Source organism: Yersinia vastinensis (genome assembly GCF_044905075.1).
GTDB lineage: Bacteria > Pseudomonadota > Gammaproteobacteria > Enterobacterales > Enterobacteriaceae > Yersinia > Yersinia vastinensis.
The window spans coordinates 1,449,852-1,475,012 of the sequence record NZ_CP173260.1 but is presented as its reverse complement, the minus strand read 5'-3'; the positions used below and the strand labels follow the sequence as shown (position 1 = coordinate 1,475,012).

Sequence of the window (25,161 nt, the reverse complement as noted above, 5' to 3'; positions counted from 1 at the left end):
AAGGGAGGAAAGACAAAGATTGCAAAACGGCCCTTTGAGGATAACGCGAAGCAAAAAGCTCCGCGTTCGATAACCTCACGGCGGCAGGGTCTAAATTAACGCAGGCCCAACTGGAAGATCATAGTTTCTGCCTGGCAGGCAAAGGTGAAATCGATAGTCAGGCGCACACCACCTTCAGTCTCTTCCAGCTTATGTTCAATCAGGCAAGGTTCGGACTCAACAGCACGTGCTTTTTCAGTCAGCAGTTTCAGCATAGCTTCAGCTTCAGCACGGTTATCGAATACACAGCTATAGGATGCGGTGCAGTCGGTATTGTCCATCACAGTACCCACATCTACGCAGCAGCATGCCGCAGTTTCTTCGGCACTACAGCGATTAATTGCATCTGACATCTTCAATTCTCCTCAACGGATATTTCAAAATAGGTGCAAATTGCCTATTAGATAGTGCAAATGGCACAAAAATAAAACATGGTGCAAAAAATATTTCTCTATCCTCTATTTTACTCTCCTCGGTCACTTGGAACTAGGACTTACTGTTTAAAGGCCTATTAAGTGATGGAAATCACAGTCAAATTGTTTGTTCACTCATCAATAATGTATTAATTGCTATTAAATTGTGAGTTTTTTGTTAACTACGTCTATTTTTTGCAATCAAAAACGACCAAATGTCAAAACATACTTGCAACATTGATACAGGTCGGACCTATACTTCAGCCACTGGTCTGCTTTGTCTGAGTGATAACGGACCCTACAATCCCGCATTCTCTTGTTACGGTATGTAACATTAATTAAAACAATGAGGTTTTGGTCATGAACCAGAAAAACCTGTTTACCCGATCAGCTCTGGCAGCTGCAGTAGCATTAATTTCTTCGAACGTGTCTGCGGCCGGTTTTCAGCTGAATGAATATTCAGCCGCTGCATTGGGCCGCTCTTTCTCTGGTGAAGGCGCTGTTGCTGACAATGCTTCAGTGGGGAGCCGCAACCCCGCCGCGATGACTATGTTTGATCGCCCTTCCTTCTCTGGTGGCTTCGTTTATGTTGATCCAAACGTCGATATCAGCGGAACATCACCAAGCGGTAGAAGCACCAGTGCCAATAATATCGCGCCATCAGAGTGGATCCCAAATATCCACTTTATTATGCCGCTGAATGAACAGTGGGCAATTGGTGCCTCTGGTACTTCGAACTACGGTTTGGCGACGGAATTTAATGATGATTATGTTGCAGGGGCTCTCGGTGGTCAGACTGATCTGAAAACCGCTAACCTGAACCTGAGTGCAGCATATCGTTTAAATGAAAACTTCAGTTTTGGCTTAGGCTTTAACGCCGTTTATGCTGATGCGAAGATCGTGCGTCATATTGGTGAAGCAGGTGCTCGCTTAGGCCTACCAAACAGCACCGAAGTCACTCGAATGGAAGGGACTAAGTGGGGTTATGGCTGGAATGCGGGTGTTCTGTATGAAATCGATAAAGAAAACCGTTACAGCTTCACCTACCGTTCAAAAGTGAAAATTGATTTTGATGGTGATTTCAGTAATCAGTTACCACCTGCATTTGGTGGCACTGGTGGTGCTGTAATTCCGGGTGCATTGACTCTGAACCTGCCCGAAGTATGGGAAGTGTCAGGCTACAATCGTGTAGCACCACAGTGGGCAATTCACTACAGCATGGCCTACACCAGTTGGAGTCAGTTTAAAGAGCTGAAAGCAACAGGGTCTAATGGTAACGTCTTGTTCCAGAAAGATGAAAGCTGGCACGATGCTTATCGTATCGCACTGGGTACCACCTATTATTATGATGACAACTGGACATTCCGTACCGGTATCGCCTTCGATGATAGCCCAGTTCCAGCCAATAACCGTACCATCTCTATCCCAGACCAAGACCGTTTCTGGATCAGTGCCGGTACAACTTACGCCTTCAACAAAGATGCCTCTGTTGACGTAGGGATTTCCTATATGCATGGCCAGAACGTTCATATTACGGAAAAAACACCAGCAGCATTGGGCGGCACGACCTATGAATTTGACTCTAAAGGGACGGCATTGCTGTACGGCGTGAACTTCAACTACGCTTTCTAATAGCCTGCTTGGCAATACATTTGCCCACAAAAAAGCGCCTTTCGGCGCTTTTTTATTTGTTCATTGGGTATCAATAATCAGTTGGCTGAATCGATACTTTCCAGATCATCCTGAATAGCTTGTGCATTCGAATTCACTTCTGGTTTTAGCTGCCCACCACTTGCCAAGAAATCATAGCGCTGGAAGTAAGCCTCACGCACCATCAGATACGGATCAGAAGAGTTACGCAGTAAACCATCAGAATCCAACAGTTGGGCACGGGTTTCAACGCCCTCAAGCATCCACTTACCTGCCGACATCCAGAACGTCAGATAACTCAACACTGGGTAGACGTAATCAGCGGCATTACCGCCATCTTCACGGATCGTGAAGCTACCATACGCTGGCAGAACCACATATGGCCCGTAACCCACATTATAATGACCTAATGTAGAACCAAAACGCTGAGGAACTTGCTTCGCCAGTTTCGGATTCGCCATGCTCGCCACATCAATTAAGCCGCCCATCCCCAAAATAGTGTTCAGGAAGAAGCGGTTAAAGTGCTTCATGGCGTTGTACGGGTCGCCGACCAGGAAGCTGTTGACCATGCTGGCTGGCTCTTCAAGGTTACTTAAGAAGTTGCTCGTCCCATTACGTGCCGGTTGCGGCACATAATCACGCCAAACAACCGCAACCGGGCGTACGATATAAGGATCTAGAACCTCATAGTTAAAATTGAACATTGCCCGGTTAAAACCTTCTAGTGGATCTGAGCGGCCCTGCTCCATGTGATCCGATGAGCTACTGGCGCACCCCACTAACAGTACGGTTGCAAAAGCTAGCCCCATCAGGCGGTAGTTCATACTTTTCTCCATGAAATTCTATCCAGCCCCTTCGATTTAAGGGATCTGTTTGTTTATCTGAACATTAATAATAGTCTGAGGCTGCCCTTTACCGTCAAAACTCTGCACTCCGCTTTCGCCAAACCAGTCACCAGGTTGAGAATTAACAGTACCATCTAGTGAGATACGCGCGCGTACATTCACCTGCTGCAAAGAAGAGAGCAAACGCTCTGGCATCATTGCATTACTGTCATCCAGCGTCACTGATAGCGGGAATCGGCTCAATGGTAGTTGTTTTACAGCAACCGGTATTGGGTTTACGCCATCGGTTACCGAAATAATCAGCATGCCTTGTTGCGGTAAATCCCGGGCGGCATCAGGTGATAATGAAACCTCTATTCCCAGTGTAGCTGTTTCCTGCCCTGCCTGTGATTTGGCTTGTGCAATACTGCGTTTTATCACTTCTATTCGAGAATCACCAGCCGGCAGCAATTTTAGCATAACTTCCCACGCGCCAATGGCTTGTTTAAAATCTCCCTGCTCGAAAGCATTAAAAGCTAATAAACTCATGGCCCGCAAGTTGGTATGATCCTGCCCCACCATAGTGCGCAGCATCTGAGTTGCCAATTGGTTATCCTGCGGATCATTGGAGCGTGTCAAGACTTCGGCATAGCCCAGCCTGACATCATCATTATCGGGTGCAAGTTGGTAAGCTTTAGCAAAAGCTTGTGTTGCTGTGGTGGCATTATTCAGCGCCATACCCACTCGGCCTAACATCATCCAATCATTAACGTTACCAGTATCTTGCTGCAAAGAAGTCCGCAGCCCCAACCCTAAACGGGCAACTTCCTCCATGCTCAGAGGCTCCGCTCGTTCATTGGCAACCCGCGCTCGTAACTCCGGCATTTGTGCTTCAACCTGATGCCATTCTTGCACTTTAGGTAAGCCGCCAGTTTTCAGGTATAACCCCACCGCGACGACCACCATAATCACTAAACCCGGTAATAGTACCCAACGATTGATTGGGCTGGTGGTTTCAGATGATTGCTGTGGAATATCCGTCAGAAGGTTTTGTTGCAGTTCCTGAATCAATTCAGGTCTCTGTTCGACCACACCCTGCGCTTCGTCTTCCGCCAGTTCAGATAACCGGTCTTGATAAATTGCTTTATTCAGCTCATCTCGGGTTGTCACTTGCGAATTTGTCTTGTGCCGCAGAGCCGGAATAACCAGCAGAGCGCCCGCAACCACCAGCAAAATAATCACTATCAGCCAAAAAGCCATTATGGTTGTTTCCTGTTAGTTTTTTCTTGTTGAGCCGGGGAGTGTTGTTCTGTCACTGCCTGTTCAGCCAGCAAACGGTGTAATCTTTGCTGCTCTTGCTCCGAAAGTGGTGCTTCGCTCGCCACTCTTCGCCGCGCGCGCAACACGACTATCACGGCCCCTATCAGGACAAACAGTGCTGGCCCAACCCACAGAATGAGGGTGGCAGCAGTCACCGGTGGTTCATAGGTGACGAAATTACCGTATCGGGCCACCATATAATCAATGATTTGCTGCTTAGATTGCCCCTGCTGTTGCAGCTCATATACTTTACCGCGCATGTCAGCGGCAATAATGGCATTTGAGTCCGCAATACTATTGTTCTGGCATTTCGGGCAGCGCAGCTGTTCGGTCAATTCACGATACTGCTGCTCCTGCGCCTCGGTGCTAAAAGTGTAAGTATCAATAGCAGCAAACGCACTCCAACTCAGTATCAAGCCAAGTAGCAGACTGAATAATCTCATGCGCCCCCCTGATACTTTTTGTAGAGTGGCAGGATTTCCTGCTGCCAAACACGATCATTGAGATCACCGGCATGGCGGTAACGAATAATGCCCTGACCGTCGATTAAGAAAGTTTCCGGCGCGCCGTAAACCCCAAGATCTAACCCCAACATGCCATCGCCATCATATAAGCTCAGGGCATACGGGTTGCCCAACGAATTGAGCCACTGCACAGCTTTGGCGCGATCATCTTTGTAATTCAATCCCACGACACGGATGCCCTGAGCGGCGAGTTTATTTAAATATTGATGCTCGGCACGACACGTCGGGCACCACGTTGCCCAGACGTTGAGCAGCATCGGCTGGCCATCATGCAATATTGCCTGATCAAAGGTTTTCCCTGGTTGTTCAAGGGATTCCAACTTGAACGTCGGTACAGGCTTGCCAATTAGCGCTGACTCCAACATGGTTGGATCATCGCCATTAGCATTACGGGTTAGTTGCACTAAAAAGGCGATAACCAGCAGTAAAAACAGCACCAACGGAATAAACATCAGCTTATTGAATGAACCTTGAGATTTCATTTTTCAGCCTCCGTTGTAGCGCCGCGTTTTAACTTTTTGCTCATTCGATAACGAGGATCGAGCATGCAGAGAATTCCACCGATGGCCATAAACACCCCGCCATACCAGATCCAGCGGACAAAGGGTTTGTAATACAGGCGCACCGCCCATGAACCGTCATTCAACTCTTCACCCAAGGCGGCGTACAAATCACGGGTTAGGCCACCATCAATGGCCGCTTCAGTCATCATTGAACGGGCAACCGCGTAATAACGTTTTTCTGCATGCAGCGTGGCTTCTGGCTTACCGTTTCGAGTGACATCAATAATGCCAACACCGCCGGTATAGTTTGGCCCTTTGATCTCGTGAACATCACGGAAAACAAAGTGATAATCATGGATATCGATGCTATCACCGGCTTTCATGCGCACATCGCGCTCAACACTGTAATTCTGGCTAAATGCAATGCCAATCACGGTGACAGCCACACCAAGATGCCCCAGCACCATGCCCCAATGGCTACGAGAAAGGTGGCTTAACCCCTGCCAGAAACCATGGCGATGCGTGGCGCGCTCATGTAACTCCATCAAGGTCAGAATAATCACCCAAATAGCCATCATCAGCCCAACCACCGTCATACCGGCAATAGTGTCTTGCAGCAACCACGGTACCCATATTGACAAGAGCAACGTTGCCACTAGCGCCACACCTAAACGTTTCCACAACTTGCTCGGTTCATCACGGCGCCAACGCACCAGCGGCCCGATCCCCATCAACAATGCCATTGGAGCCATCAACCAAGTAAACATCGTATTAAAGAAAGGTTCGCCAATAGAGATGCTACCCAGCCCCAACTGCTTGTGGACCAACGGCAGTAAGGTACCTAATAGCACCACCAACATGGCAGCAATCAGCAACACATTATTACCGAGCAGGAAAGTTTCGCGTGAGAAGACTTCATGTTGGGTACGGCTGCGGACCTGCGCACCTTTAAAGGCATACAGCAGTAAAGAGCCGCCGATGACAATCACCAGATAAGCCAAAATAAACATGCCGCGAGCAGGATCAGAGGCAAAAGAGTGTACTGACACCAACACGCCGGAACGCACTAGGAATGTTCCCATCAGGCATAAAGAAAATGCGGTAATCGCCAGTAATACCGTCCAGGCTTTGAACGTTCCTCGCTTTTCAGTCACCGCCAATGAGTGAATCAGCGCCGTACCTGCCAACCATGGCATAAAGGAGGCATTCTCTACCGGATCCCAGAACCACCAGCCCCCCCAACCCAGCTCATAATAGGCCCATGCCGAGCCGAGCACGATGCCCAAAGTTAAGAACACCCATGCAGCTTGAGTCCACGGGCGTGACCAGCGCGCCCATGCACTGTCGAGACGGCCAGCCATTAAAGAAGCAATGGCGAATGCAAACGCCACCGAGAAGCCCACATAACCCATGTAGAGTAAAGGTGGATGGAAAATCAGCCCAATATCCTGCAACAGGGGGTTTAAATCGTTGCCATCAATCGGGAAGTCCGGCAAGGTGCGGTTGAACGGATTTGAGGTCAGAATGATAAACAGCAGGAAGCCGCCGGTAATCATCCCCAACACCGATAGCACGCGGGCTACCGCATCATCTGGCATTGAGCGGCTAAACAGTGCTACCGCCAGTGACCAGCAACTGAGCAGTAATACCCAAAGCAGCAGTGACCCTTCATGCGCCCCCCAGCTCGCCGCAATCCGGTAATAAACCGGTAAATGTGAATTTGAGTTTGCTGCAACATAAGAGACAGTGAAATCATTTACCACAAACGCATAGATCAGACATATAAATGACAGCGCAATCGTGGCAAACATACCGTAGGTCAATGGTCTGCCAGTTGCCATCATACGGGCATCTTGCCGCGCGGCTCCCCATTGTGGATACAAACTCAGTAATAATGAGATAGCCAGCGCCAGACATAATAGGAAACTGCCAATTTCAGGCATCATGAGGCATTGCTCCCACCATTGGCGCTACTGTAAACCTCGGCCGGGCGAGTATGATTCTCTTTCATTGCCTCTTGCACTTCTGGTGGCGTGTATTTCTCATCATGTTTTGCTAACACTTCTTTGGCATTGATGGTATTGCCCTCGGCAAACACGCCTTGTGCGACTACGCCCTGCCCCTCACGGAATAAGTCGGGCAGAATACCGGTGTAAGTCACAGTGACGGCACCGCGTGCATCGTAAACTTTGAAACTCATTTCCAATGTTTTGTCGTCGCGTTGCACCGAGCCTGGCATGACCATGCCGCCAATACGTAGACGCTGGCCGATTTCCGGCTTCTCATGACGCTCGCCTTTACCCTGTAAAATTTCACCTGGAGTATAAAATAGATCAATATTAGAACGCAGTGCATACAGCACCAAAGTGGCGGTCAGACCGATACCGATCAACACTACAATGGCCAGATAGAGCCGACTTTTTCTACGTGGGTTCACTGTTGTTTCTCCTGCGGACGGGCGGCATTTTTCGCGTGTTCGACCTGAGCCTGATTTGCCTGTTGAATACGCTGCTCTCTAGCCTCACGGCGCTGAATATCCGCTAATAATTGTTTGTATTGCCAGCGCGTATGTCCCCACAGGCATAGCAGTGATAATAACGTTGCAGCAACAGCCAGCCAGACATATAAGGCATAACCGCCCATCGCAAAAAATTCCGCCCAAGAGTTAAAAGCAGGTTTCATAGGCGTGGCTCCTTACGTAATAACGCACTCACCCAAGGGCGATGGCGCTCTTGCTGCAAAATCAGATTGCGCAGGCGCATTAATGTCAGTGTGGCAAAACAGAACAGATAGCCAAAAATGGCCCATCGCAGCGGGGAGCGCATGCTGGGATCGATGCTTTGCTGCATATTGGTCGAACCTTGATGCAGGGTGTTCCACCAAACGACTGAGAAATGAATAATAGGGATATTGACTACGCCAACCAGCACCAGAATACCGGCAGCTCGCCCCGCTAATTTGCGGTCTTCGAAGGCGTTATAAAGGGCGATAACCCCCAGATAGAGGAACAACAGGACTAACTCAGAAGTCAGCCGGGCATCCCAAATCCACCAGGTTCCCCACATGGGTTTACCCCAAGCAGACCCTGTAACCAGCGCGATAAAGGTAAATACTGCCCCCACAGGAGCCATGGCTGCCACGATGTTATCGGACATTTTCATTTGCCAGACCAAACCAACAAATGCCGCGATAGCCATCGACATATAGATACCCATCGACCAAATCGCCGCAGGCACATGTATGTACATGATACGGAAGCTATTACCTTGCTGGTAATCCGATGGGGCGAAACCGAATCCCCATACCCAGCCCACCCCCAGACAGATAACGGCCACTATACCTAGCCATGGAATAAAACGCCCACACAGCTGATAGAGTCGCTCGGGTTTAGCGAATTGATGAAACCATTTCCACATTTTTCATTGCTCACGTTGAAATTGGACCGCCATCACCCTCGTGGGCATGTCGGTGCAGGGTACGGCGCACAATCTGCTCAGATCTGCGTTGGCTACCGCGCTTAAGCTTCTGAAAACCGTTACTCTTTTAATGGTTGTTGTTAATAACTTCTCAGACAAAAAGCCTCTTTGTGCCCAGCGATAATTAGCTAGTGCACACTCACTCTCAATGCAGCAGCGGTAGCAAAAGGTGCCAATGTTGCGCTCCCTGCTAACATTGCCCCCAAAATAGCCAGATAACCGTCAATCGGCAGTGCCATCGACGCCGCATCAATAGCTGCGGTAGCAAAAATCAGCACAGGGATATACAGCGGTAGAACCAATAAACTCAACAGAACGCCACCTTTACGTAAACCGACGGTCAGCGCCACACCGATAGCCCCAATAAAACTTAAGGTTGGCGTCCCCAACAGCAGGGTCAGCGCCATCGCAATGGCAGTATCACTATCAAGGGAAAGTAGCAACGCCACTAAGGGCGATAAAATAAGTAAAGGCAGCCCGGTAACAACCCAGTGAGCACACACTTTGCCTAACACCGTGAGGGCTAGCGGAGTGGGTAATAGCAGCAACTGCTCAAGAGAGCCATCATAGAAATCATCGCGGAACAATCGCTCCAGAGATAACAATGAAGCGAGTAATGCCGCAACCCAGACGATACCCGGGGCAATACGTGCCAATAATTGTGGTTCCGGGCCAATCCCTAATGGAAACAAGGTGATAACAATCAGAAAAAACCAGAGCGGATTAACGATTTCTGCGCCTTTTCTGAAGGCTATTTTCAATTCACGGCGCAACACGCTGATAAACATTACTTCTCCTGCGTGCTGGTTAAACGGATTTTACGCACATGCTGGCCGACAGCATCCAGATCCTGATGTGTGGTGAGCAAGACCATACCGCCTTTGGCGGCATGCGCCACAAACAGGGCTAACAATGTGCTGACGCCCTGCTTATCAATCGCCGTCAGAGGTTCATCCAAAATCCATAACGGTGCTTTACTCAACCACAGACGGGCCAATGCCACTCGCCGTTGCTGGCCTGCCGATAACTGAGAGACCGGCAAATCCTCATATCCCACCAACCCAACCTGAGATAAGGCTTGCCAGATTGCGGCACTATCCACCTGCTGGAATACCGACTGGTAAAATGCCAGATTTTCAAATGGTGTCAGCACCGATTTAATGCCCGGCTGATGACCTAAAAACAGTAAATCCTGATGATAACGGGCGCGGTCACGGCGTATATTTTCACCCAGCCAGTTCACTTGCCCAACATCAGCATCAGCAAGCCCGGCCAAAATACGCAGCAAACTGGTTTTACCTGCCCCATTTTGCCCCTCCACTTGTACAATCTCTCCCGCCGCCACAGAGAAACTTAACTGTTGGAACAGGCTTCGTTCATCTCGGATGCAGGTCAGATTTTTAGCTTCCAGCATGAAGGATTGTCTTCCACCGTAGAATTATTCACTCAGGAAAACTGAATGATAACATAAGGCTTATTCCTTACGTAGCATGGGTCTAATGCTAGGCCTACCCTAATAGAGGTAATATTCGGGTCAAGATCAAATTTCTGTAGAAAAAATCAACAACGTTAAAATTTAGTTACGACTTATCTTAGTTATCGTGACTAAAAGCTCACGAACAATAATTAGCTACTATGCTTATTTTCTGACGACCTCCTTATTTCACGACTAACCGGAAATCCCCTATGAGTGATGAAAAACTTTCTCAAGCTGAGGATGAACTGAACGTGGAGAGCCGCGGACAACATGATGGTAAGGAAATTAAAGTGTACGAAAAAAACCTGCCCTCCAAAGCCGCAGCAATCCATGAAATTATTCGTGTCGAGGGTGAAAAAGAGTTAGAGCGCGACAGCTTTGCCCTACTATGGTCAGCCGTGGCGGCGGGCCTTTCCATGGGAGCATCATTGATTGCCAAAGGTATTTTTCACGCCAAATTACCAGATACTCCAGCTAGCTTTTTACTGGAAAACATCGGTTATACCTTTGGTTTTATTATCGTCATTATGGCGCGCCAACAGCTATTTACTGAAAATACCGTCACCCCTGTACTGCCGATAATGCAAAAGCCCAGTCGCCAAAATTTTATCCTGCTATTCCGTCTCTGGGGGTTGGTATTGTTTGGCAACTTGATTGGCACCGGAATCGCGGCCTGCGCTTTTATTTATATGCCCGTATTTGACGAGGCTACGCGTGCCGCGTTTGTTAGCATTGCACAAAGTGTCATGGATAATTCTGCGGGTGAGATGTTTGCTAATGGTATATTTTCCGGCTGGATCATTGCCACTATGGTCTGGATGATGCCTTCCGCGGGAGGGGCCAAGATTTGGGTGATTTTTCTGATGACCTATCTGGTGGCGCTATGTGACCTAACCCACATCGTGGTTGGCTCAGTAGAAATCTTCTATTTGGTATTTAACGGATCGTTACCCTGGCAGCAATTTATCTATCCGTTCGCCATCCCAACTCTTGCGGGCAACATTATTGGTGGCACCTTTATTTTTGCATTGATAAGTCACGCACAGATCCGCAGCGATATGACCCATCAACCTAAAAAAAGCGACAAAGTAGACAATCACCCGCACACATAATGGCCCACTTTTTACCGCTTTGGTCTGATGTTTTTTGCACACTAATGCTAATTATTCACTCCCCGCTGGTGACAGAATAACCAAACAGACAGCTAACTGCTTATTATCTGGGTCAAAATGCGTATAATGCTCCGGCAGTACACTTCATCGGCAGTAAACCCGCTGATAAAAAGGTCCCCGTAGTTAAACGGATATAACAAGCCCCTCCTAAGGGCTAGTTACTGGTTCGATTCCAGTCGGGGACACCACGACAGCATTACCCAGCGTTACTACGTCACACCAAAAACCCTTTCACAGTAACGCTCTCAGGCAATCGATGTAACCACACATAACCACAAATAACCGTGAATAAACTATAAATCGGGGGTAGTATCAGGGGTATTGAAACAACCTCCACATAGGATACCCCCGAAATGCCATTATCAGCTAGGCAGGTAGAAACAGCTAAACCGCAAGAAAAATCATATAAGCTGTCTGATAGTGGAGGTTTATTTTTGTATGTTTCTACCACTGGCGCTAAGTCATGGCGGCTCAAGTACCGAATTAACGGGAAAGAGAAACTGCTTACCATTGGCTTGTTTCCAGCTACTACACTGGCTGACGCACGTCAAAAGAGAGATGAAGCGAAATCGCTACTTGCTGATGGTGTGGATCCATCTCAAGACAAGAAAGCAAAAAAAGTCTCTCAGCGCATATCAGCGGAAAACACTTTCGAGGCGATAGCAAGAGAGTGGCACAACTCAAAAAGAAAGGTATGGACACCTGACTACAGTGATTTAGTTATGTCCATGTTCGTTCGTGATGTTTTCCCTTTTATAGGACATATGCCAATAAAAGATGTGAAACCATTAATGCTTTTGGATGTACTCAGGAAAATTGAAGGGCGCGGCGCCATGGAGATGGCGAGAAAAACAAGAAGGCGGTGCGGGGAGGTTTTTAAATATGCGATCGTTACCGGTCGAGCTGAATATAATCCAGCTCCAGATTTAACGGTGGCAATGACGCCACCTAATAGCACTCACTATCCATTCCTCACTGAAGCTGAAGTACCAGATTTTATTATTGCGCTGAATTCATACTTTGGCAGTGTGATAGCTAAGACAGCGACTCAGATACTAATGCTAACAGGATTGCGAACTAAGGAGTTGCGCCACGCTAAATGGAGTGATGTAGATTTGGAAGCGGGGATATGGACCATTCCTATCGAGGTAATGAAAAAACGCCGCTTACACATTGTTCCGCTATCCAGCCAAGTCATTAACTTGTTCATGCAGTTACAACCAATAACTGGACACTTTGATTTGGTGTTTCCTGGAAGAAATGACAGAACAAAACCCATCAGTGAGAATACTGTTTTGGGGGTGATCCGCAGGGTTGGCTATGAGGGGCGAACGTGTGGCCATGGATTCAGACACCAAATGAGTTCAATACTCAATGAGCATGGATTCGAAGGTGACTGGGTGGAGCGTCAACTTGCTCATCTTGATAAAAGTAAAATCAGAGGCGTGTATAATCACGCCCAATACATTGATGATAGAAAACGCATGATGCAATGGTATGCGGACTATCTTGATTCAATGATCAACAAGTAGAAACAAGCGGCGGCATTCAGCGCCGCCACCTAAACCCTGCCCAGATACGCTACCGAACCCCTCGATATCAATTTGATCGTTTTAGCCGATCAATAATCAAGTATTGATCTGCATAACCAATTCGAATGTTTATAAAGCAACTCCTACCCTATCCACAAAATTAATAAGGACACCCACGCATGAAATGGACAATTATTTCCGGTAATGAAAATCACTTCACCAATGCGCCAAACTGGGCAACAAAGCGAGTAATTATAGATGGTGATTCGATGTGGTGGGATGGCGTGTCAAGGTTTGAACCAATACTAGGACCTGTTGCTACCTGTCAGTTTGAGTATGAAGAAGCGTTTAAGTTGGTTGCTGAAAGGAAACTTGATTGATTTGTTATTCCGGCGTGCGTGGCCATTCAATTTCTGGTGTTTTTGATGTGTCGATACGCATCAGTAAAACACGATATTTCTTCCATGCAGCCAATGCCGTGACCTCATCAGGTTCAGCATAACCACCGTCAACAGCATCTTGACGCCATTCAATTTCTGAATCAGCCTGTATTTTTAGTTGATGTTTTTTTTCTGTAGCCTCTGATATCAACTGCTCCGCATCCGGTGGATTAGGAAGTGGTGCATCTACCCAAGAGGGCATTCCATCAACAGAACCACGCACCATACCCGCTGGCGGTTCCCCTGTATAAAGCGCAAATGTTTCTTCATCAACTTCAACACCCGCATCCGGCCAAGTCCCTGAACGTAAATAATCATCTTTAAGTGCTTGCGGATAAAAAGCGTTAGTTTTTGCATCATATATATATTTCATTTTATCTCCCTATCGCAACCCATTGGCAACTGTTTGCTACCAACACGTTTGAGTTTAAAATCCAGCACACAAAATCGAAACTCACTAAATTAGATGCACCGAGAACGACTGAATATCGGCTAGCAGGTGGCGTTACTGAGCTTGCTGGAGAAAGTACAACATTGAATGATGATGTGAAAGGAATTGGAAATGTCACGTTGATAAAACCACTGGCAGCGCTTACTGCCACCCCTCTCTGAACAATTGTACCGTCTGGTGAACGCGACCATTGAGCGCCAGATAAGAAAGAATTCATGTCAGGGATTTGATTTGTACCCGTCCCAACGGTACGCTTTGCCGCGTCGCCTAAACCAAGGTTTGCGAGAGTCGTGGCAACCGCTGCCGTACCCGCTGTAGCAATCTCAGAAAGGTTATTAACAATTTTTAGGGCAGCATCATTTGCCGCTTTAACGGCCTTTGGGGTGGCAGCTAAAACTTCGCTGGTGCTGTTAGTCGCACTACTTAACTGAACAATCCCTTTTTGTGCGGTTGAAGCGCTGGGTAAGTTGCTATTAGCGTAACTCTTGATTGCTAATTCCAAACTAACTTGGAGCTCAGCTATCTTTCCATCGTCCAAAACATCTTGCCCGGAATTATCCGCGATAAATTGCGCCAGCATTGAAGACAGAAACGCGGATTGACGCCAAACAGTATTTAACTGCTCTGACTTTGCCACCCCTGACGAAAAGCCGCCGACTCGTGCCGCTAGCGCCTCATATTCGGCTGGGGTCAATACATTGGCATCAACACCAATCCCAAACGGTAGAATTTCATTCTTAGCCATGTGCTTTCCTTAATGATAAACCCCATGATGAATTATCGAATCCCGAGGAATATTCGTTATCTAAATCAAAGCCGAATAACGCACCGGCCTCAGTTGAAATGATGTAATTTGTGACGCCAACGCCAGCCGGTTTAACGTCTAAATATCCCTGAGCAATAACAGCCCGCATCACCGATGAGATTTGTTCACCAGCAATGTAAATAGTCATGGTCATGTCAAAGTTATCGACGGCGAATATCTTTGTGCGCCCGTCAGGGAAAATGCTTTGATAGATATCGCTGAGGGTTTCTACTGTACCGTCCCAGTGGTTAGCCTGGATTTTTGCCCGAAGTATCGTGCGGTAAGTCTCATCATCCAATCGAGTGAAGCCTGTTAGCGAGTCATACGGCCCCTTCCAACTCCCCAGATCAAAACCCAGCCCCTCAGTATCCAGTGAGAAATAAACATCGGTGATTGGCGTTCTGATGTTTCGCCCAATACCTACCCACAACCCGACTGCATCCTCCTGATTGCCTATTGAGCTATCGAGGTCAAAGTCGCTGGTGAGTTGATTTGTCGCTTTCTGGATACCAAGGAACGGCGCAGTGATTAGAGATATATGGTCGTAAAACTTAGGCTTATTTTTGTGATAGGAAGTGATGAGACTTCGATATTTAGTCTCACTCATTAAGTCACCACTAAAGTTATATTTTCAGGCACACAAGCTGCCGCGTCATTGAATGATATTGGTATATTTTCCTCCAATAGCTCCAATGGAGAAATACCTATTTGTAAAAGGTTGATGTCGTAGGTAAGGCGCTCAGCACTGCCATTTAATTGAGCGGGTAGATAGAGACTGTTGATTCTTACGGGTTCACCGATTTCTATAGCATTAATGTATTCAGCGATAGCATTTTGAATCTGAGTACCAATTGACGAGGTATACCCCACCAGCGCTTTTATTTCCAAACGGGCATAAATCAACACAGTACCTTTCCGGAAGAAATGAATGGGGTGAACAATTCCATACTTATCTGTAATGGGAATGGTGGTTGTGCCGTACGTCCCAGATCCCGGTCCCTTTTTCAGAGCGATAGCCTGTGCAATTTGCGTAGCATCACCACCATCCACCACGAGAGAGATTGAGTGGCTGGGTATGCCGTTGGCATCTGTAATGCTGGTGTCATTCTCATAACCTCGATACCGCTCTACACCACTAATACCAGCAATGGTCCCCAGAATGCCATCAAGTACCGTGCGTGAAGGAAGCGCTACGGATGATGTTTGTCGCGTACGTAATTCAGCATCCATCTCTACAGGCTTGCCCGGTGTTGCCCCTGTCGGATTATTGACGCTTAACCAACCCCGAGTCGGCGTTGCTATCTCTCTCATGGTATTAGCCAGAGCGACAATTGCACCGGGTACCGAGCAAATAGCCGTCGCAGTTGCAGTCCCATCCAGACCAATAACCACGCTGGCCGGTAAATCCCAGCGCACACCATCGGCATCACGCGCGGCCCCGTTGGCAATTTCCAGCCCAACACTACCCGTGATCAGCAAATCAACAGTTGAATTGGTTTCTTTACTCCGTTGAATGCCGTTAATTTTCACATTACTGGAAAGGCCATTTCCCACCGCGGTTGCCGGAGAGAATGAGTTATAGACGGCTATAGCACTATTGTTCGCATCATGGATGGCCAGCGCATAGATACTGACCATTTGCCCGTCTTTACTATCCGCATCCAGATAGCTGTCAGTACCATAAATCTCTTGGAAATAACTCACCAAAGTGCTACGGATAGTCTCAAAATCGGGCGCAGTTATCCCCGTAGCGCTGACAATTGCATTCAGCCCTAGCGTATCAAGGTTTAACATTTAAGCCTCGCTGGTAACGGTTGTGGTGCCGTAGATGGTGTCTATAGTTGCGGTGAAAGTGACGCGGCGAGTATCGCCGGTGTAATTGGTTTCAAAATCCACTATTGAGTTAACACCCTGCGTATCAAGAATACGCTCACGGATAGCCAGGATATAAACATCAGAGCGTTGCTTGCCGAGCACCGACTGGATATAAGGCGTACCCTCAGTTAAATCTAAGAACCACTGACCACGCCATAATTCAAAGCGGGTTTTCACTGCCTGAGCGACCGCCTCCGGGGAGTCAATCAAGAATGTATTATCACCCTGCCCGAATGTGTAGTCGCCGTTCTCGTCCTCTCTGCGATAGCGCATATCAATTTACCTTGCCTGAGTTGCCGGTACCTGGCTGTACTTCATTATGCGTATGGGTATCATCAACCCGCTTACCGTTAGAGGTAAGGGTACCGATGAATTCAATAGCACCAGTAATTTTTGCAGAGACACCCTCCGCCGCACTCCCCACCAGCCCGCCAAGGAAAGTGAACAGGCCATTAACCAGAACCTCAGCAGAGAACTCAGCCTTAGGCGTCACCACCTCAAAGCCACCAGGTGCCACGATTTTTATCTTTTTGGTTGTCGGGTCTATTTCAAAATAGGTTGAGCCATCATCACTACGAAACTGCGCGGCGCTGGTACTGATACCACTAATTTTCTTTGCTTGTGACTGGGGGCCAATAATGGCGAAAGCATCCGATAAATCATGCTCTCGCTCGTCAACCGTTTCCTGTATATCGCCTGATTGGTGCCAGAAATCGATACACCGATCACCAAAAATCAATAAACACTCATCCCCAGCCTTAATGGGGAATGTCATGGTCACACCACCACCGCGCGGAAAAATAACCGGTACATTAGTCAACACTGAGAGGTTTGTTGATTCCCCGCCTGATTCGCCTTTAATGCCTATTTGAATATCACATGTCACGCTGTCAGCATCGAAGGATTGAACAATTCCCGGCATCGATACGCGTAATTGAGATGATATTGATGATTGTAATATTCTTAAGGTTTCGGATAGCTCTCCCGAACGGGAGTCTGTTGATACCGTCATGGAAAAACTCCAATAAAAAACCCGCACATTGGCGGGTTAATATTATTTAGGATTAAAATCCTCTAAACTCAGAATCGCTTTTTCATTAAATACCAATAAAAAGCAGATCTTTAGCAGTGATACTACCACCCTTAACTTACTGATATAGGAGCCGTTAAAGGTTATGTCTAATGACTTATTCACAATTAAGCTATCTCCATCTATTAGTAGAGAATTACTCGATAGCATCAAACCATTAATGCAAGTTAATTAATGCCAACACCTTTAAAATTCTTACAAGGAACAGCAACTGTAACCATGTTTACATATCCATCATCATTTTGCTTATTACACATTTTGTTATGCATTCTCATTAGTCTGGCTGCGTGATCAAAATAAATCACGTTACCTATAGTTGCTTCCCCTAGTGCTGCCTTTTTCGTTAAAGCAGGGGTATCAAGATCATTAATCATTTGCGCGAAATTTGATAAACCACGCACTGACTGACTTATGCATTGACTCTCGACATCATGATCTAAATATGCTGAAACACGCTGGCACTCAATAACTTGTTCTTTTATAGAAATAAGAATCCTACTTAACGGTAAGTCATAATTTCCAACCTTTACATATAATTTCTGCATATCTTTGGTGTCAGGATATCTTGTTAAAAATTTCATACTATCGAAAGGCTCACGTAAAGAGGCCAGTTTTGTATTCGAAAACATTTGACCTAAACCTGTTATTTCTACCTCTGGATGCTCCAGATTAAATTCCTTTTTTTGGCGCTCACCTTCCTCAAGCCTTTGAAGATAATCGACCGTATCCTGTTTTCTTTTTTCTTCCAATCTTGCGGCTTCACGTCCTTGCCAATTGTCACTTACTGCTTTGGGCTTTTGAGGCAATGCCCCACATCCATTCAGCATTACAATGCATAATAAAGGTAAGAAAATAGTTTTTAGTTTCATTTTATAGTTTCTTATATTAATTAAGTTCAAGGTACTTGTGCTCTGCTAAAAGCTGAAGATGAATACAAATCCCTAGCCCCGCGAGCTTCACACATCATATCCATATAAAACGGGTTGCCGCGCGTATCGCCAGTATAGCTAATCCCTCTAACGATATACACACCATCGGTCGCAATGCTGGCCGGTTGACTTAATGCCCCGCTAACGGTCACATTGCCATTACTATCTTGCTCTTCAAGCCTGCCGCCTGCCATTTGCACTTCTTGACTAGATAGCGTCGTACGATAGACCGATTCTTGATTTAATTGGATAAGTCCATTCAGGCGAATATTGGGATTAATCAAGCAGCGTACGTTAACACCCGAACCGATAGTTTGCTGTGGCATGCCAATCAAGCCAGTATTGCTATTCAGCACAATAGCCTCATGCACGTACTTATCATTCGGTACCATATCAACCTTGCCGTTAACAAACTGCCAGGTGGCCTTGCATTGCTTGGCAACGTTATCCAGATAATCCCGCGTCATGCCGTACATGGTTTTACCGCGAGGGAATACTGTAGGCGGCATTTCCGGCATGATGCCCTGAGTGATGCCGAATGGTTCCAAATTACGCATGAGTAGTTGGTTGATGTCGGCTACGGTGTAACCCGCTGCTACTGTCTGGTTTATGGTGGCATTAATAAATGCGTTATGACCATCGATAGCCTGAATAAGAATAAACGTATCTGTGGGGTTATCACGGCCCGTTATCGTGTATCGAATATCACCTGAAAATATCTCGCCAAAATTAGCATCTTCATTCTGACCATTCGGTGAGGTTGAACCGTCATAACCAGCAATAAGCTTTAGCTTTGAAAACTCGGTACCGATGATCCGGTTTACCGTATTTTGTGAGAGGTTATAAATCTTGAAAATAGCCGCGCGCGGGAATGAGGTGTTATACCACTCAATATTAAACGTCACCTTAAAGTCAGTGAAATTAATCCCCTTTCCCTCATCATCAAATAACATCAATTCAAAATGGCGTATCCAGTTCTTACTCATAAAAACCCCATAAAAAAACCCGCACAGTGGCGGGTTGTATTGAGTGGATTGATTTAGTTATTCTGCACGAAATATAAATGACTGCCGGTGCCTAGATTGGCCTTGGTCGGATATTCCTCTCGACTATCATCACTGAGCACAGCAAACACACCACTGATACCCAAGTCAGGGTATTGCGCCAGCAGGTCAATACCGACCACCAGCGGGACACCACAAAGCAGATCTACGCCGCCGCTGTCTCTCACGTCCATGATCCAGCCCGCCGCATCACGATAGACCAGGCGCAAGTTAAGTGCTCTTTCGCCGAGAGTGATATTGAAAAACTGATTATTGGCTGTTAGAGGGATTTCTTGAACATTCATTTAAAAGGTCTCCGTTATCCAATCAAGACCAGATTTCAACAGCGATTTATTAGCTGGGGCTGGGGCTTTCGTGCCGGTGTTTTGCATCGCAGATGTACTTACCCCATCTTGCATATTCTCTTTGTCGGCTACCTTGACTGATTCAGTTTGAGACATAATGACTTCACGCAGGGTAAGAACACACATCAACACGTTTTCACTGGTTTTATCCGTTGTCACCTCAATGCCACGGATCAGCATATTGCTGTATTTCCGCTTGCCGGTAATGACGTCGAATGGCTCTCTACTTTCCTGTAAATCACGGAGTTCTTGATAAACCTCCTCCGGGCTTTTACCCAGACTTAACCCTATGGTTGAGGTATCTACAAAATCCAGCAATGAACCGCCGCCGGCAAAACCCACCTCCATTGTTACTTCGGCGGCACGTTTATACGCATGGTCATTAACTGCCGCGCCTACCTCTACGGGATGCTCTGTAATCTCCAGTGCGTCCTGATGTTTTTCAGAGATAATCACACTGGGTACCAACACCCCGATTTTTCGTGTTTGCTGTCGAAAGAGAGCAGAAAGAATATCCATTCACCCTCCTATCGGGTTACTGGGTTTAATTGCTGAGTCAGTCGCGCATTAACGCCGGTCTGTCTGCTGGCCACTTCATTTCCAGTGGATACGGGATCGGCTGCACCATAAATATTGATGTTCGTTTCCTGCTGTAATCCACCACCAGGCATATTGCTCCGCACTTTAGGGATATAATTGCGGGTTTCTGGTGGCATCAGGCCTAAACCGTGTTTTTGGACATTGCCGATCCCCCAATTATAAGAGGCTAGAGCCTTATCCAAATCACCACCGTTCATCTTAAGGAGCATGTTGAGATATTTAGCAGCAGCTGCGGCAGATTTTTCAGGGTCAAAAACGTCATTGCCTTTTAGCCCCATATCCTTTGCTGTTCCGTCCATGAACTGGAATAACCCTTTAGCACCCGCGCCAGAAACGGCGTATTGATTACCGCTCGATTCCGTTATTGCCACACTTTTAAGCAGGCCCGCTGGCAACTTATAGAGTGCTTCAAGCTTACTGAACGTTGGCTGTAACCAACCAAGTAAAGCAGCTCCAGTCGATGAGGGTTTAGGTGCGGTCACGCCGTCAGGCATTGCAGCAGGGCTAACAACCTGACTGACGGTCTCAGCAGCGCGGTTAACTAATCGCAGCAGGGCATCGGTAAGATTATCCGCGAACTTTTGGCCCTTTATCTTTTCAACGGTCTCACTGAGTTGCCCCGCTACAGTGCCGGGGAGATCAATGTCTTTTATCCGACGCGCTGACTGGGCATGTTGTTCAGGTTCTGCCCTGTTATTTTCGCCACGTAGCCATCGCCCAACACTTCTGGGGTCAAAGCCAGTTTTATCCTTAAACCAATCAGCGGCGCTATTCGCGCTATCTGTTACGGCAGGCATGGCATCCGGCTGTTCGCTACCCTGACTAAATAACGCTTTCCCAATCCTGCCAACCTCGCTCAGGTTTCCATCTTTCAACGCATTAATCAGATCGCCGATCATCGATATCATTTTGCCGAACTCGCCGAATTGTTTCGTCAGGCTCTCGATATCGCCTTTTAGCGACCAATTTTTCAGGTTGATGTTAAGCAGTCTGGCTAACTCGACACCAACGCCCTTGATGGAATTCGTTAGGTCATCTATCCCCTTGAGCGCCGCGTTTATCTCCTGCTCCCATTTTCCCCAATCAATCAGGCTATTCCCGCCCTCTTTCCATGTTTTATAGTCGTCGTACAGGGCAAAAAGCGCTGCACCCAGAGAAAGAACAATCCCCACTGGCGACGTCAGGAACGCTGTATTGAGTAAACGCCATGCCACCAGCAAGCCACCAAACAACATAAGGAGTTGTTGCGTGACCGGGTCTAGCTTTTTAAACCATGACATAACATCATCAATGGCCTGTCCAGTGCGCCACAATACGCGCGCAACCGCATCCCCTGCCCAGAGAATGCCCTTGATAACTTTCATCAGCACCGCTTCAATCTTCGGCCAGTTATCGAGAAGTTGCTTGCGCAGAGCATCAATATCCCCTGCCAGCCCATCTGCCAGATTTGCGCCGATTTTGTCCCGCGCCTGACCAACCGTCATCGTTAGATTACGCATGGATGTCATAAAGCGGTTGGATTGTTTGGCCGCGGTATTCGCATTAAAGCCGATTTTCTTAGCGGTTAATGCATATTCGGAGCCAAAGCCCCTCAGCCCCTTACGCATTGCCATCAGCGTATTTTCATCAATACCCAGCATCTGTGCGTACTGATTGGCGCGGTAGTACGGCATGCTGCTCAGTTTTGCACTAAGTCCGGTAAAGATGGCTGATGTATCACGCATGCTGCCGTTTGCGCTACGGGTCTGAACACCGAGGCGATTCAGGAAGCCCTCGGCCCCCGGACTGTTGCGAACAAATCGGGCCAGACTTTCCAGTGAGCCTTGCGCTGACGCGGCATCAACGCCCAATTGAGAAGCGGCATAACCCAGAGTTTTGATGCCCGCCACACTTGCGCCGGTTCGTTGAGAGGCAAAATAGACCTTGTCTAACCCGCTGGCAATTTTGGTGGTAAAGCCAACCACGGCCAACGCCGCACCCTCTACAACGGCCCCCATTTTCAGCACATTGGCCGTGACGCCAGAAACAACAGCGGAGAATTTCTTCTCCCCCGCCTCATCCAGTTTAAAGCCAAGACTGACAAGGAAGTCCTTAATGGTTTCAGCGTTGCTCATTTATCGGATCTCCACTTATCTATTTTCGCCTGATTCTCAGCCTCCAGATCGAGGTAATCATTCAGTAGTGCAATGTCGAGTAAATCAATATTGCCGCTTTTTATTTCACCCATCGTCGTGAGTTGGTGCTTTACCGGGCGCAAGATAAAATCCTCCCCACCCGGCAAGGTATCCAGCATCAAGCCGCTGGCGGTTCCGCTGGTGCGCTCTCTTGGAGTTCGTGCAAAAAATTTCCCATGGAGTCGCCCACCACCCGACCAACAATTTGCAGCATTGCCATCAGATCAATGTCATCAAACATCAGTTCACCACCGGTGAAAATCGGGTTATAGGCGCTACCATGCTTGCGTGACACTATCGCCAGGCAAGGATGAATGATGGCGTTACAATCCTCGTCGCTGATATCCGAAAGTGACTGGGCGATGCTGGGTAATGCCGTTTCAATCGTGACGGTACCGCTTCGCAGGTCTTTGAGAATGCCCGCCAGCAAAGGCAGTAACTTGCGGGACACTTTCAGTTGCGCGAATACATCAAGTTTCTGAGAGCGGTATTCAATACCTTTAATCGTGAATTCCATTACCTACCCCCTAAAAAGTACCCAGCAGTTGGTCTACTTTGATGCAGTCAAATACCCATGGCACCAGCGCACCGTCTTTGGCGTTATTGAAATCAGGCTGTTTTTGGAATGCACAACCTCGCGCCGCGTATGTGTCACCACTGGCGGTATTTCGAATCAGAATGATGTTATTGCCCCACGTTGCGCTCGATTGTACCTGCGCGTTATACATGGCCGATAATTTGCGATTGGTCGGACTGGTTTTCAGTAGGTTTACTGTGACTGTCCCACCTTTCCCCGCATGCAGACTGTGCATACCCTCACCATCAGCACCAATGGTCATGGTGTTTTTATTCTCGATCATCGAGGTGGTAATGCCCTCTTCAGCTACAGCTGCGCCATAACCCAGATCGAAGGAACCGCCCACACCAGTAATGGAGGCAGTGACATCCATAAAACTATAAGTAGACATTCATCAGCCCCTTAGCGGTTAACATTAATAATGACATCGGCATAGTGAACAGCACCGGCCAACTTGGTTGCAGACTGCATCACCGGCGCTTTACGCCCTTCACGATCAGCCTGTGCCTGATCTGCTACAGGTGGTGCGTAGACGTAATACCCCTTAGTCAGAGTGTCGCCCGTTTCCAGCACACCGAAACTATCACCACCCCACACGCCCGGAGCCACCAGCCCGTTAGTGACAGACTGATCCAGTGATTTTTCTACGTTGGTGAGCAAGCGAGTTACACCCGCGTCTGTCTGTGGGATTTTGGTGGTGCTGGTATACAACAGGTTATAGAGGTTGTTCTGTACGTAGTTCTGCAACCAGTCGAGGCCATGGCGCTCATCGAAGAAATCACCATTGCACATCACACCTTCCTGAATAATCGCCGTGTCGTTGTCGTAATTGACGAACACATTGCAATTCTTCGCTTTCAGCGCATTGGACTGAGACTGGCTAATTGATTCAGCGGTAATGCCTGGTTGCTGTTTAAATTTCAACGTGATGGTGGTGTTATTGCCGTTAAAGTTCACGGTAAAGGCGCGACCAAAAATAGAGGCGACGGCGTACGGGCTCGAACTGGAATATTGCACCAACGTACGGGCATAGTTCGCGGCCTTAAGCTTACTGGCGATATCAGTATCAATATCCGCATCCAGCACAGAAGTTACCTGCGTAGTGTGGCCGTAAATGCGCGATACATCATCACTCTGGATAAACGCGGCAATACTGATCACGTCCTCATCATTTAATGACGGGTCAGCAATTACCAATCCATACCAGCGTGTAGACATATCAGCCAGTTTATAGATGCAGGCCTGAATGGTTTCCTTTGCCAGACCTTGAACAGGCAGCGCTCCGGCATTCTCAATCAATCCCATCAATACAGAGATATCGGTGCCGGTCGCATCAGCAGAGCCATAGCCGACCGCCGATGCTGCCCCTGTGGTTTTGGATGTGATGATGAAGCGGCTACCATTCCAGATAACCGTTGCGATGAGAAGTGATTCCTCAACTCGGGCCGCCACACCATTCAGGTTTAATTCAGCAGTCCAATCAACATCACTGACAACGGTTTCAACACCATCAACGGTGATTTTCATGGAACCATCAGCAACGGCGGTAAAGTTAGCCATAAGCTGCTGAGTTGGGTTTAAAATCGCCCCGCGCAACAATCCGGCCGAATCTTCTTTCACCCAGCGCCCGACATAAGAATCAATCGGTTGCGGTGACTGCTGATAATACAAATTCGCGGCTTTATACTCTGGTGCATCCAGACCAAAGTCAGATGCAATATCCGTCGCACTGGAATAGCTGCGCAGGCGTTCGTGAGCATCGATAACAGGCGACGGGCCAACCACCAGCAGGGAACCAAAGTTCCGAGCCATGGCAGCACGCACAGCCATATTCACCGTCACATTGACGATGTTAGAAACAGGTAATCCCTGCGACATGAGG

30 protein-coding genes and 1 tRNA gene are annotated in these 25,161 nt (G+C 47.6%); 5 read left to right on the top strand and 26 right to left on the bottom strand.

Features of this window, described 5'->3' with window-relative positions:
* Positions 1–95: 95 nt before the first annotated feature.
* Positions 96–392 carry a YfcZ/YiiS family protein gene (locus ACIOG0_RS06900; protein ID WP_072086771.1) on the bottom strand — a complete coding sequence of 99 codons (297 nt, stop codon included), beginning with the start codon at positions 390–392 and terminating at the stop codon, positions 96–98.
* A 420-nt stretch (positions 393–812) separates the two neighbouring features.
* Here ACIOG0_RS06900 and fadL point away from each other — a divergent pair, with 420 nt between their 5' ends.
* Positions 813–2,084 carry a long-chain fatty acid transporter FadL gene (gene fadL, locus ACIOG0_RS06895; protein ID WP_050101545.1) on the top strand — a complete coding sequence of 424 codons (1,272 nt, stop codon included), beginning with the start codon at positions 813–815 and terminating at the stop codon, positions 2,082–2,084.
* Between the two features lie 77 nt (positions 2,085–2,161).
* Here the strand turns inward: fadL and mlaA are convergent, their stop codons facing one another.
* From mlaA to ccmA, 10 genes are all read right to left on the bottom strand, one after another.
* On the bottom strand, positions 2,162–2,926 hold the full coding sequence (gene mlaA, locus ACIOG0_RS06890; protein WP_072086769.1) for a phospholipid-binding lipoprotein MlaA: 765 nt from the start codon (positions 2,924–2,926) through the stop codon (positions 2,162–2,164).
* 36 nt (positions 2,927–2,962) lie between these two features.
* A complete protein-coding gene (gene ccmI, locus ACIOG0_RS06885; protein WP_050101540.1) occupies positions 2,963–4,186 on the bottom strand; it encodes a c-type cytochrome biogenesis protein CcmI in 1,224 nt (407 codons plus the stop codon).
* The gene (locus ACIOG0_RS06880) at positions 4,186–4,689 is read right to left on the bottom strand and encodes a cytochrome c-type biogenesis protein (protein WP_050101539.1); all 504 of its coding nucleotides are present in this window, start codon (positions 4,687–4,689) and stop codon (positions 4,186–4,188) included. Before ACIOG0_RS06880 ends, ccmI begins: the two co-directional genes overlap by 1 nt.
* Positions 4,686–5,252, bottom strand: a complete 567-nt coding sequence (locus tag ACIOG0_RS06875) for a DsbE family thiol:disulfide interchange protein (protein WP_050101537.1) — start codon at positions 5,250–5,252, stop codon at positions 4,686–4,688. Before ACIOG0_RS06875 ends, ACIOG0_RS06880 begins: the two co-directional genes overlap by 4 nt.
* Complete coding sequence (locus tag ACIOG0_RS06870) at positions 5,249–7,219, bottom strand: heme lyase CcmF/NrfE family subunit (protein ID WP_128450955.1); 1,971 nt, start codon at positions 7,217–7,219, stop codon at positions 5,249–5,251. Before ACIOG0_RS06870 ends, ACIOG0_RS06875 begins: the two co-directional genes overlap by 4 nt.
* Entirely contained in the window at positions 7,216–7,710 is a 495-nt protein-coding gene (ccmE, locus tag ACIOG0_RS06865) for a cytochrome c maturation protein CcmE (RefSeq protein WP_050101533.1), read from the bottom strand. Before ccmE ends, ACIOG0_RS06870 begins: the two co-directional genes overlap by 4 nt.
* Entirely contained in the window at positions 7,707–7,955 is a 249-nt protein-coding gene (gene ccmD / locus ACIOG0_RS06860; protein WP_050101532.1) for a heme exporter protein CcmD, read from the bottom strand. The genes ccmE and ccmD overlap by 4 nt, the downstream gene beginning before the upstream one ends.
* Positions 7,952–8,689 carry a heme ABC transporter permease gene (locus tag ACIOG0_RS06855; protein ID WP_050101529.1) on the bottom strand — a complete coding sequence of 246 codons (738 nt, stop codon included), beginning with the start codon at positions 8,687–8,689 and terminating at the stop codon, positions 7,952–7,954. Before ACIOG0_RS06855 ends, ccmD begins: the two co-directional genes overlap by 4 nt.
* A gap of 188 nt (positions 8,690–8,877) precedes the next feature.
* A complete protein-coding gene (gene ccmB, locus ACIOG0_RS06850) occupies positions 8,878–9,537 on the bottom strand; it encodes a heme exporter protein CcmB (RefSeq protein WP_050101528.1) in 660 nt (219 codons plus the stop codon).
* A complete protein-coding gene (gene ccmA, locus ACIOG0_RS06845) occupies positions 9,537–10,163 on the bottom strand; it encodes a cytochrome c biogenesis heme-transporting ATPase CcmA (protein WP_050101526.1) in 627 nt (208 codons plus the stop codon). The genes ccmB and ccmA overlap by 1 nt, the downstream gene beginning before the upstream one ends.
* A 272-nt stretch (positions 10,164–10,435) precedes the next feature.
* Between ccmA and ACIOG0_RS06840 the strand changes: the two genes are divergently transcribed.
* From ACIOG0_RS06840 to ACIOG0_RS06825, 4 genes are all read left to right on the top strand, one after another.
* Complete coding sequence (locus ACIOG0_RS06840) at positions 10,436–11,338, top strand: formate/nitrite transporter family protein (protein WP_050101524.1); 903 nt, start codon at positions 10,436–10,438, stop codon at positions 11,336–11,338.
* Between the two features lie 173 nt (positions 11,339–11,511).
* Positions 11,512–11,586 (top strand) — tRNA-Arg (locus ACIOG0_RS06835).
* A gap of 165 nt (positions 11,587–11,751) precedes the next feature.
* Positions 11,752–12,930, top strand: coding sequence for a tyrosine-type recombinase/integrase (locus tag ACIOG0_RS06830; RefSeq protein WP_404704988.1), 1,179 nt, complete (start codon positions 11,752–11,754; stop codon positions 12,928–12,930).
* A gap of 179 nt (positions 12,931–13,109) precedes the next feature.
* A complete protein-coding gene (locus ACIOG0_RS06825; RefSeq protein WP_404704987.1) occupies positions 13,110–13,310 on the top strand; it encodes a hypothetical protein in 201 nt (66 codons plus the stop codon).
* A 4-nt stretch (positions 13,311–13,314) separates the two neighbouring features.
* Here the strand turns inward: ACIOG0_RS06825 and ACIOG0_RS06820 are convergent, their stop codons facing one another.
* The 15 genes from ACIOG0_RS06820 to ACIOG0_RS06750 form a co-directional block, all read right to left on the bottom strand.
* Positions 13,315–13,743 (bottom strand): tail fiber assembly protein, encoded by a 429-nt coding sequence (locus ACIOG0_RS06820; RefSeq protein WP_404704986.1) that lies wholly within the window; start codon positions 13,741–13,743, stop codon positions 13,315–13,317.
* Between the two features lies 1 nt (position 13,744).
* A complete protein-coding gene (locus ACIOG0_RS06815) occupies positions 13,745–14,566 on the bottom strand; it encodes a phage tail protein (RefSeq protein ID WP_404704985.1) in 822 nt (273 codons plus the stop codon).
* A complete protein-coding gene (locus ACIOG0_RS06810) occupies positions 14,559–15,233 on the bottom strand; it encodes a DUF2612 domain-containing protein (RefSeq protein ID WP_404704984.1) in 675 nt (224 codons plus the stop codon). Before ACIOG0_RS06810 ends, ACIOG0_RS06815 begins: the two co-directional genes overlap by 8 nt.
* Complete coding sequence (locus ACIOG0_RS06805) at positions 15,233–16,420, bottom strand: baseplate J/gp47 family protein (RefSeq protein WP_404704983.1); 1,188 nt, start codon at positions 16,418–16,420, stop codon at positions 15,233–15,235. The genes ACIOG0_RS06810 and ACIOG0_RS06805 overlap by 1 nt, the downstream gene beginning before the upstream one ends.
* Positions 16,421–16,774 carry a hypothetical protein gene (locus tag ACIOG0_RS06800; RefSeq protein ID WP_404704982.1) on the bottom strand — a complete coding sequence of 118 codons (354 nt, stop codon included), beginning with the start codon at positions 16,772–16,774 and terminating at the stop codon, positions 16,421–16,423.
* 1 nt (position 16,775) lies between these two features.
* Complete coding sequence (locus ACIOG0_RS06795; protein ID WP_404704981.1) at positions 16,776–17,513, bottom strand: Gp138 family membrane-puncturing spike protein; 738 nt, start codon at positions 17,511–17,513, stop codon at positions 16,776–16,778.
* A 245-nt stretch (positions 17,514–17,758) separates the two neighbouring features.
* Positions 17,759–18,460, bottom strand: coding sequence for a hypothetical protein (locus ACIOG0_RS06790; protein ID WP_404704980.1), 702 nt, complete (start codon positions 18,458–18,460; stop codon positions 17,759–17,761).
* Between the two features lie 26 nt (positions 18,461–18,486).
* Positions 18,487–19,506, bottom strand: coding sequence for a phage protein (locus ACIOG0_RS06785; protein ID WP_404704979.1), 1,020 nt, complete (start codon positions 19,504–19,506; stop codon positions 18,487–18,489).
* A 53-nt stretch (positions 19,507–19,559) separates the two neighbouring features.
* Complete coding sequence (locus ACIOG0_RS06780; protein WP_404704978.1) at positions 19,560–19,868, bottom strand: phage baseplate plug protein; 309 nt, start codon at positions 19,866–19,868, stop codon at positions 19,560–19,562.
* A complete protein-coding gene (locus ACIOG0_RS06775) occupies positions 19,869–20,447 on the bottom strand; it encodes a phage baseplate protein (protein WP_404704977.1) in 579 nt (192 codons plus the stop codon).
* A gap of 8 nt (positions 20,448–20,455) precedes the next feature.
* Positions 20,456–22,642, bottom strand: a complete 2,187-nt coding sequence (locus tag ACIOG0_RS06770) for a transglycosylase SLT domain-containing protein (RefSeq protein WP_404704976.1) — start codon at positions 22,640–22,642, stop codon at positions 20,456–20,458.
* The gene (locus tag ACIOG0_RS06765; protein ID WP_032912096.1) at positions 22,639–22,821 is read right to left on the bottom strand and encodes a DUF6889 family protein; all 183 of its coding nucleotides are present in this window, start codon (positions 22,819–22,821) and stop codon (positions 22,639–22,641) included. Before ACIOG0_RS06765 ends, ACIOG0_RS06770 begins: the two co-directional genes overlap by 4 nt.
* Positions 22,821–23,219, bottom strand: coding sequence for a phage tail assembly chaperone (locus ACIOG0_RS06760; protein ID WP_404704975.1), 399 nt, complete (start codon positions 23,217–23,219; stop codon positions 22,821–22,823). Before ACIOG0_RS06760 ends, ACIOG0_RS06765 begins: the two co-directional genes overlap by 1 nt.
* A 10-nt stretch (positions 23,220–23,229) precedes the next feature.
* Positions 23,230–23,670 carry a DUF3277 family protein gene (locus ACIOG0_RS06755; protein WP_404704974.1) on the bottom strand — a complete coding sequence of 147 codons (441 nt, stop codon included), beginning with the start codon at positions 23,668–23,670 and terminating at the stop codon, positions 23,230–23,232.
* An 11-nt stretch (positions 23,671–23,681) separates the two neighbouring features.
* Positions 23,682–25,157, bottom strand: coding sequence for a DUF3383 domain-containing protein (locus tag ACIOG0_RS06750; protein ID WP_404704973.1), 1,476 nt, complete (start codon positions 25,155–25,157; stop codon positions 23,682–23,684).
* Positions 25,158–25,161 lie beyond the last annotated feature (4 nt).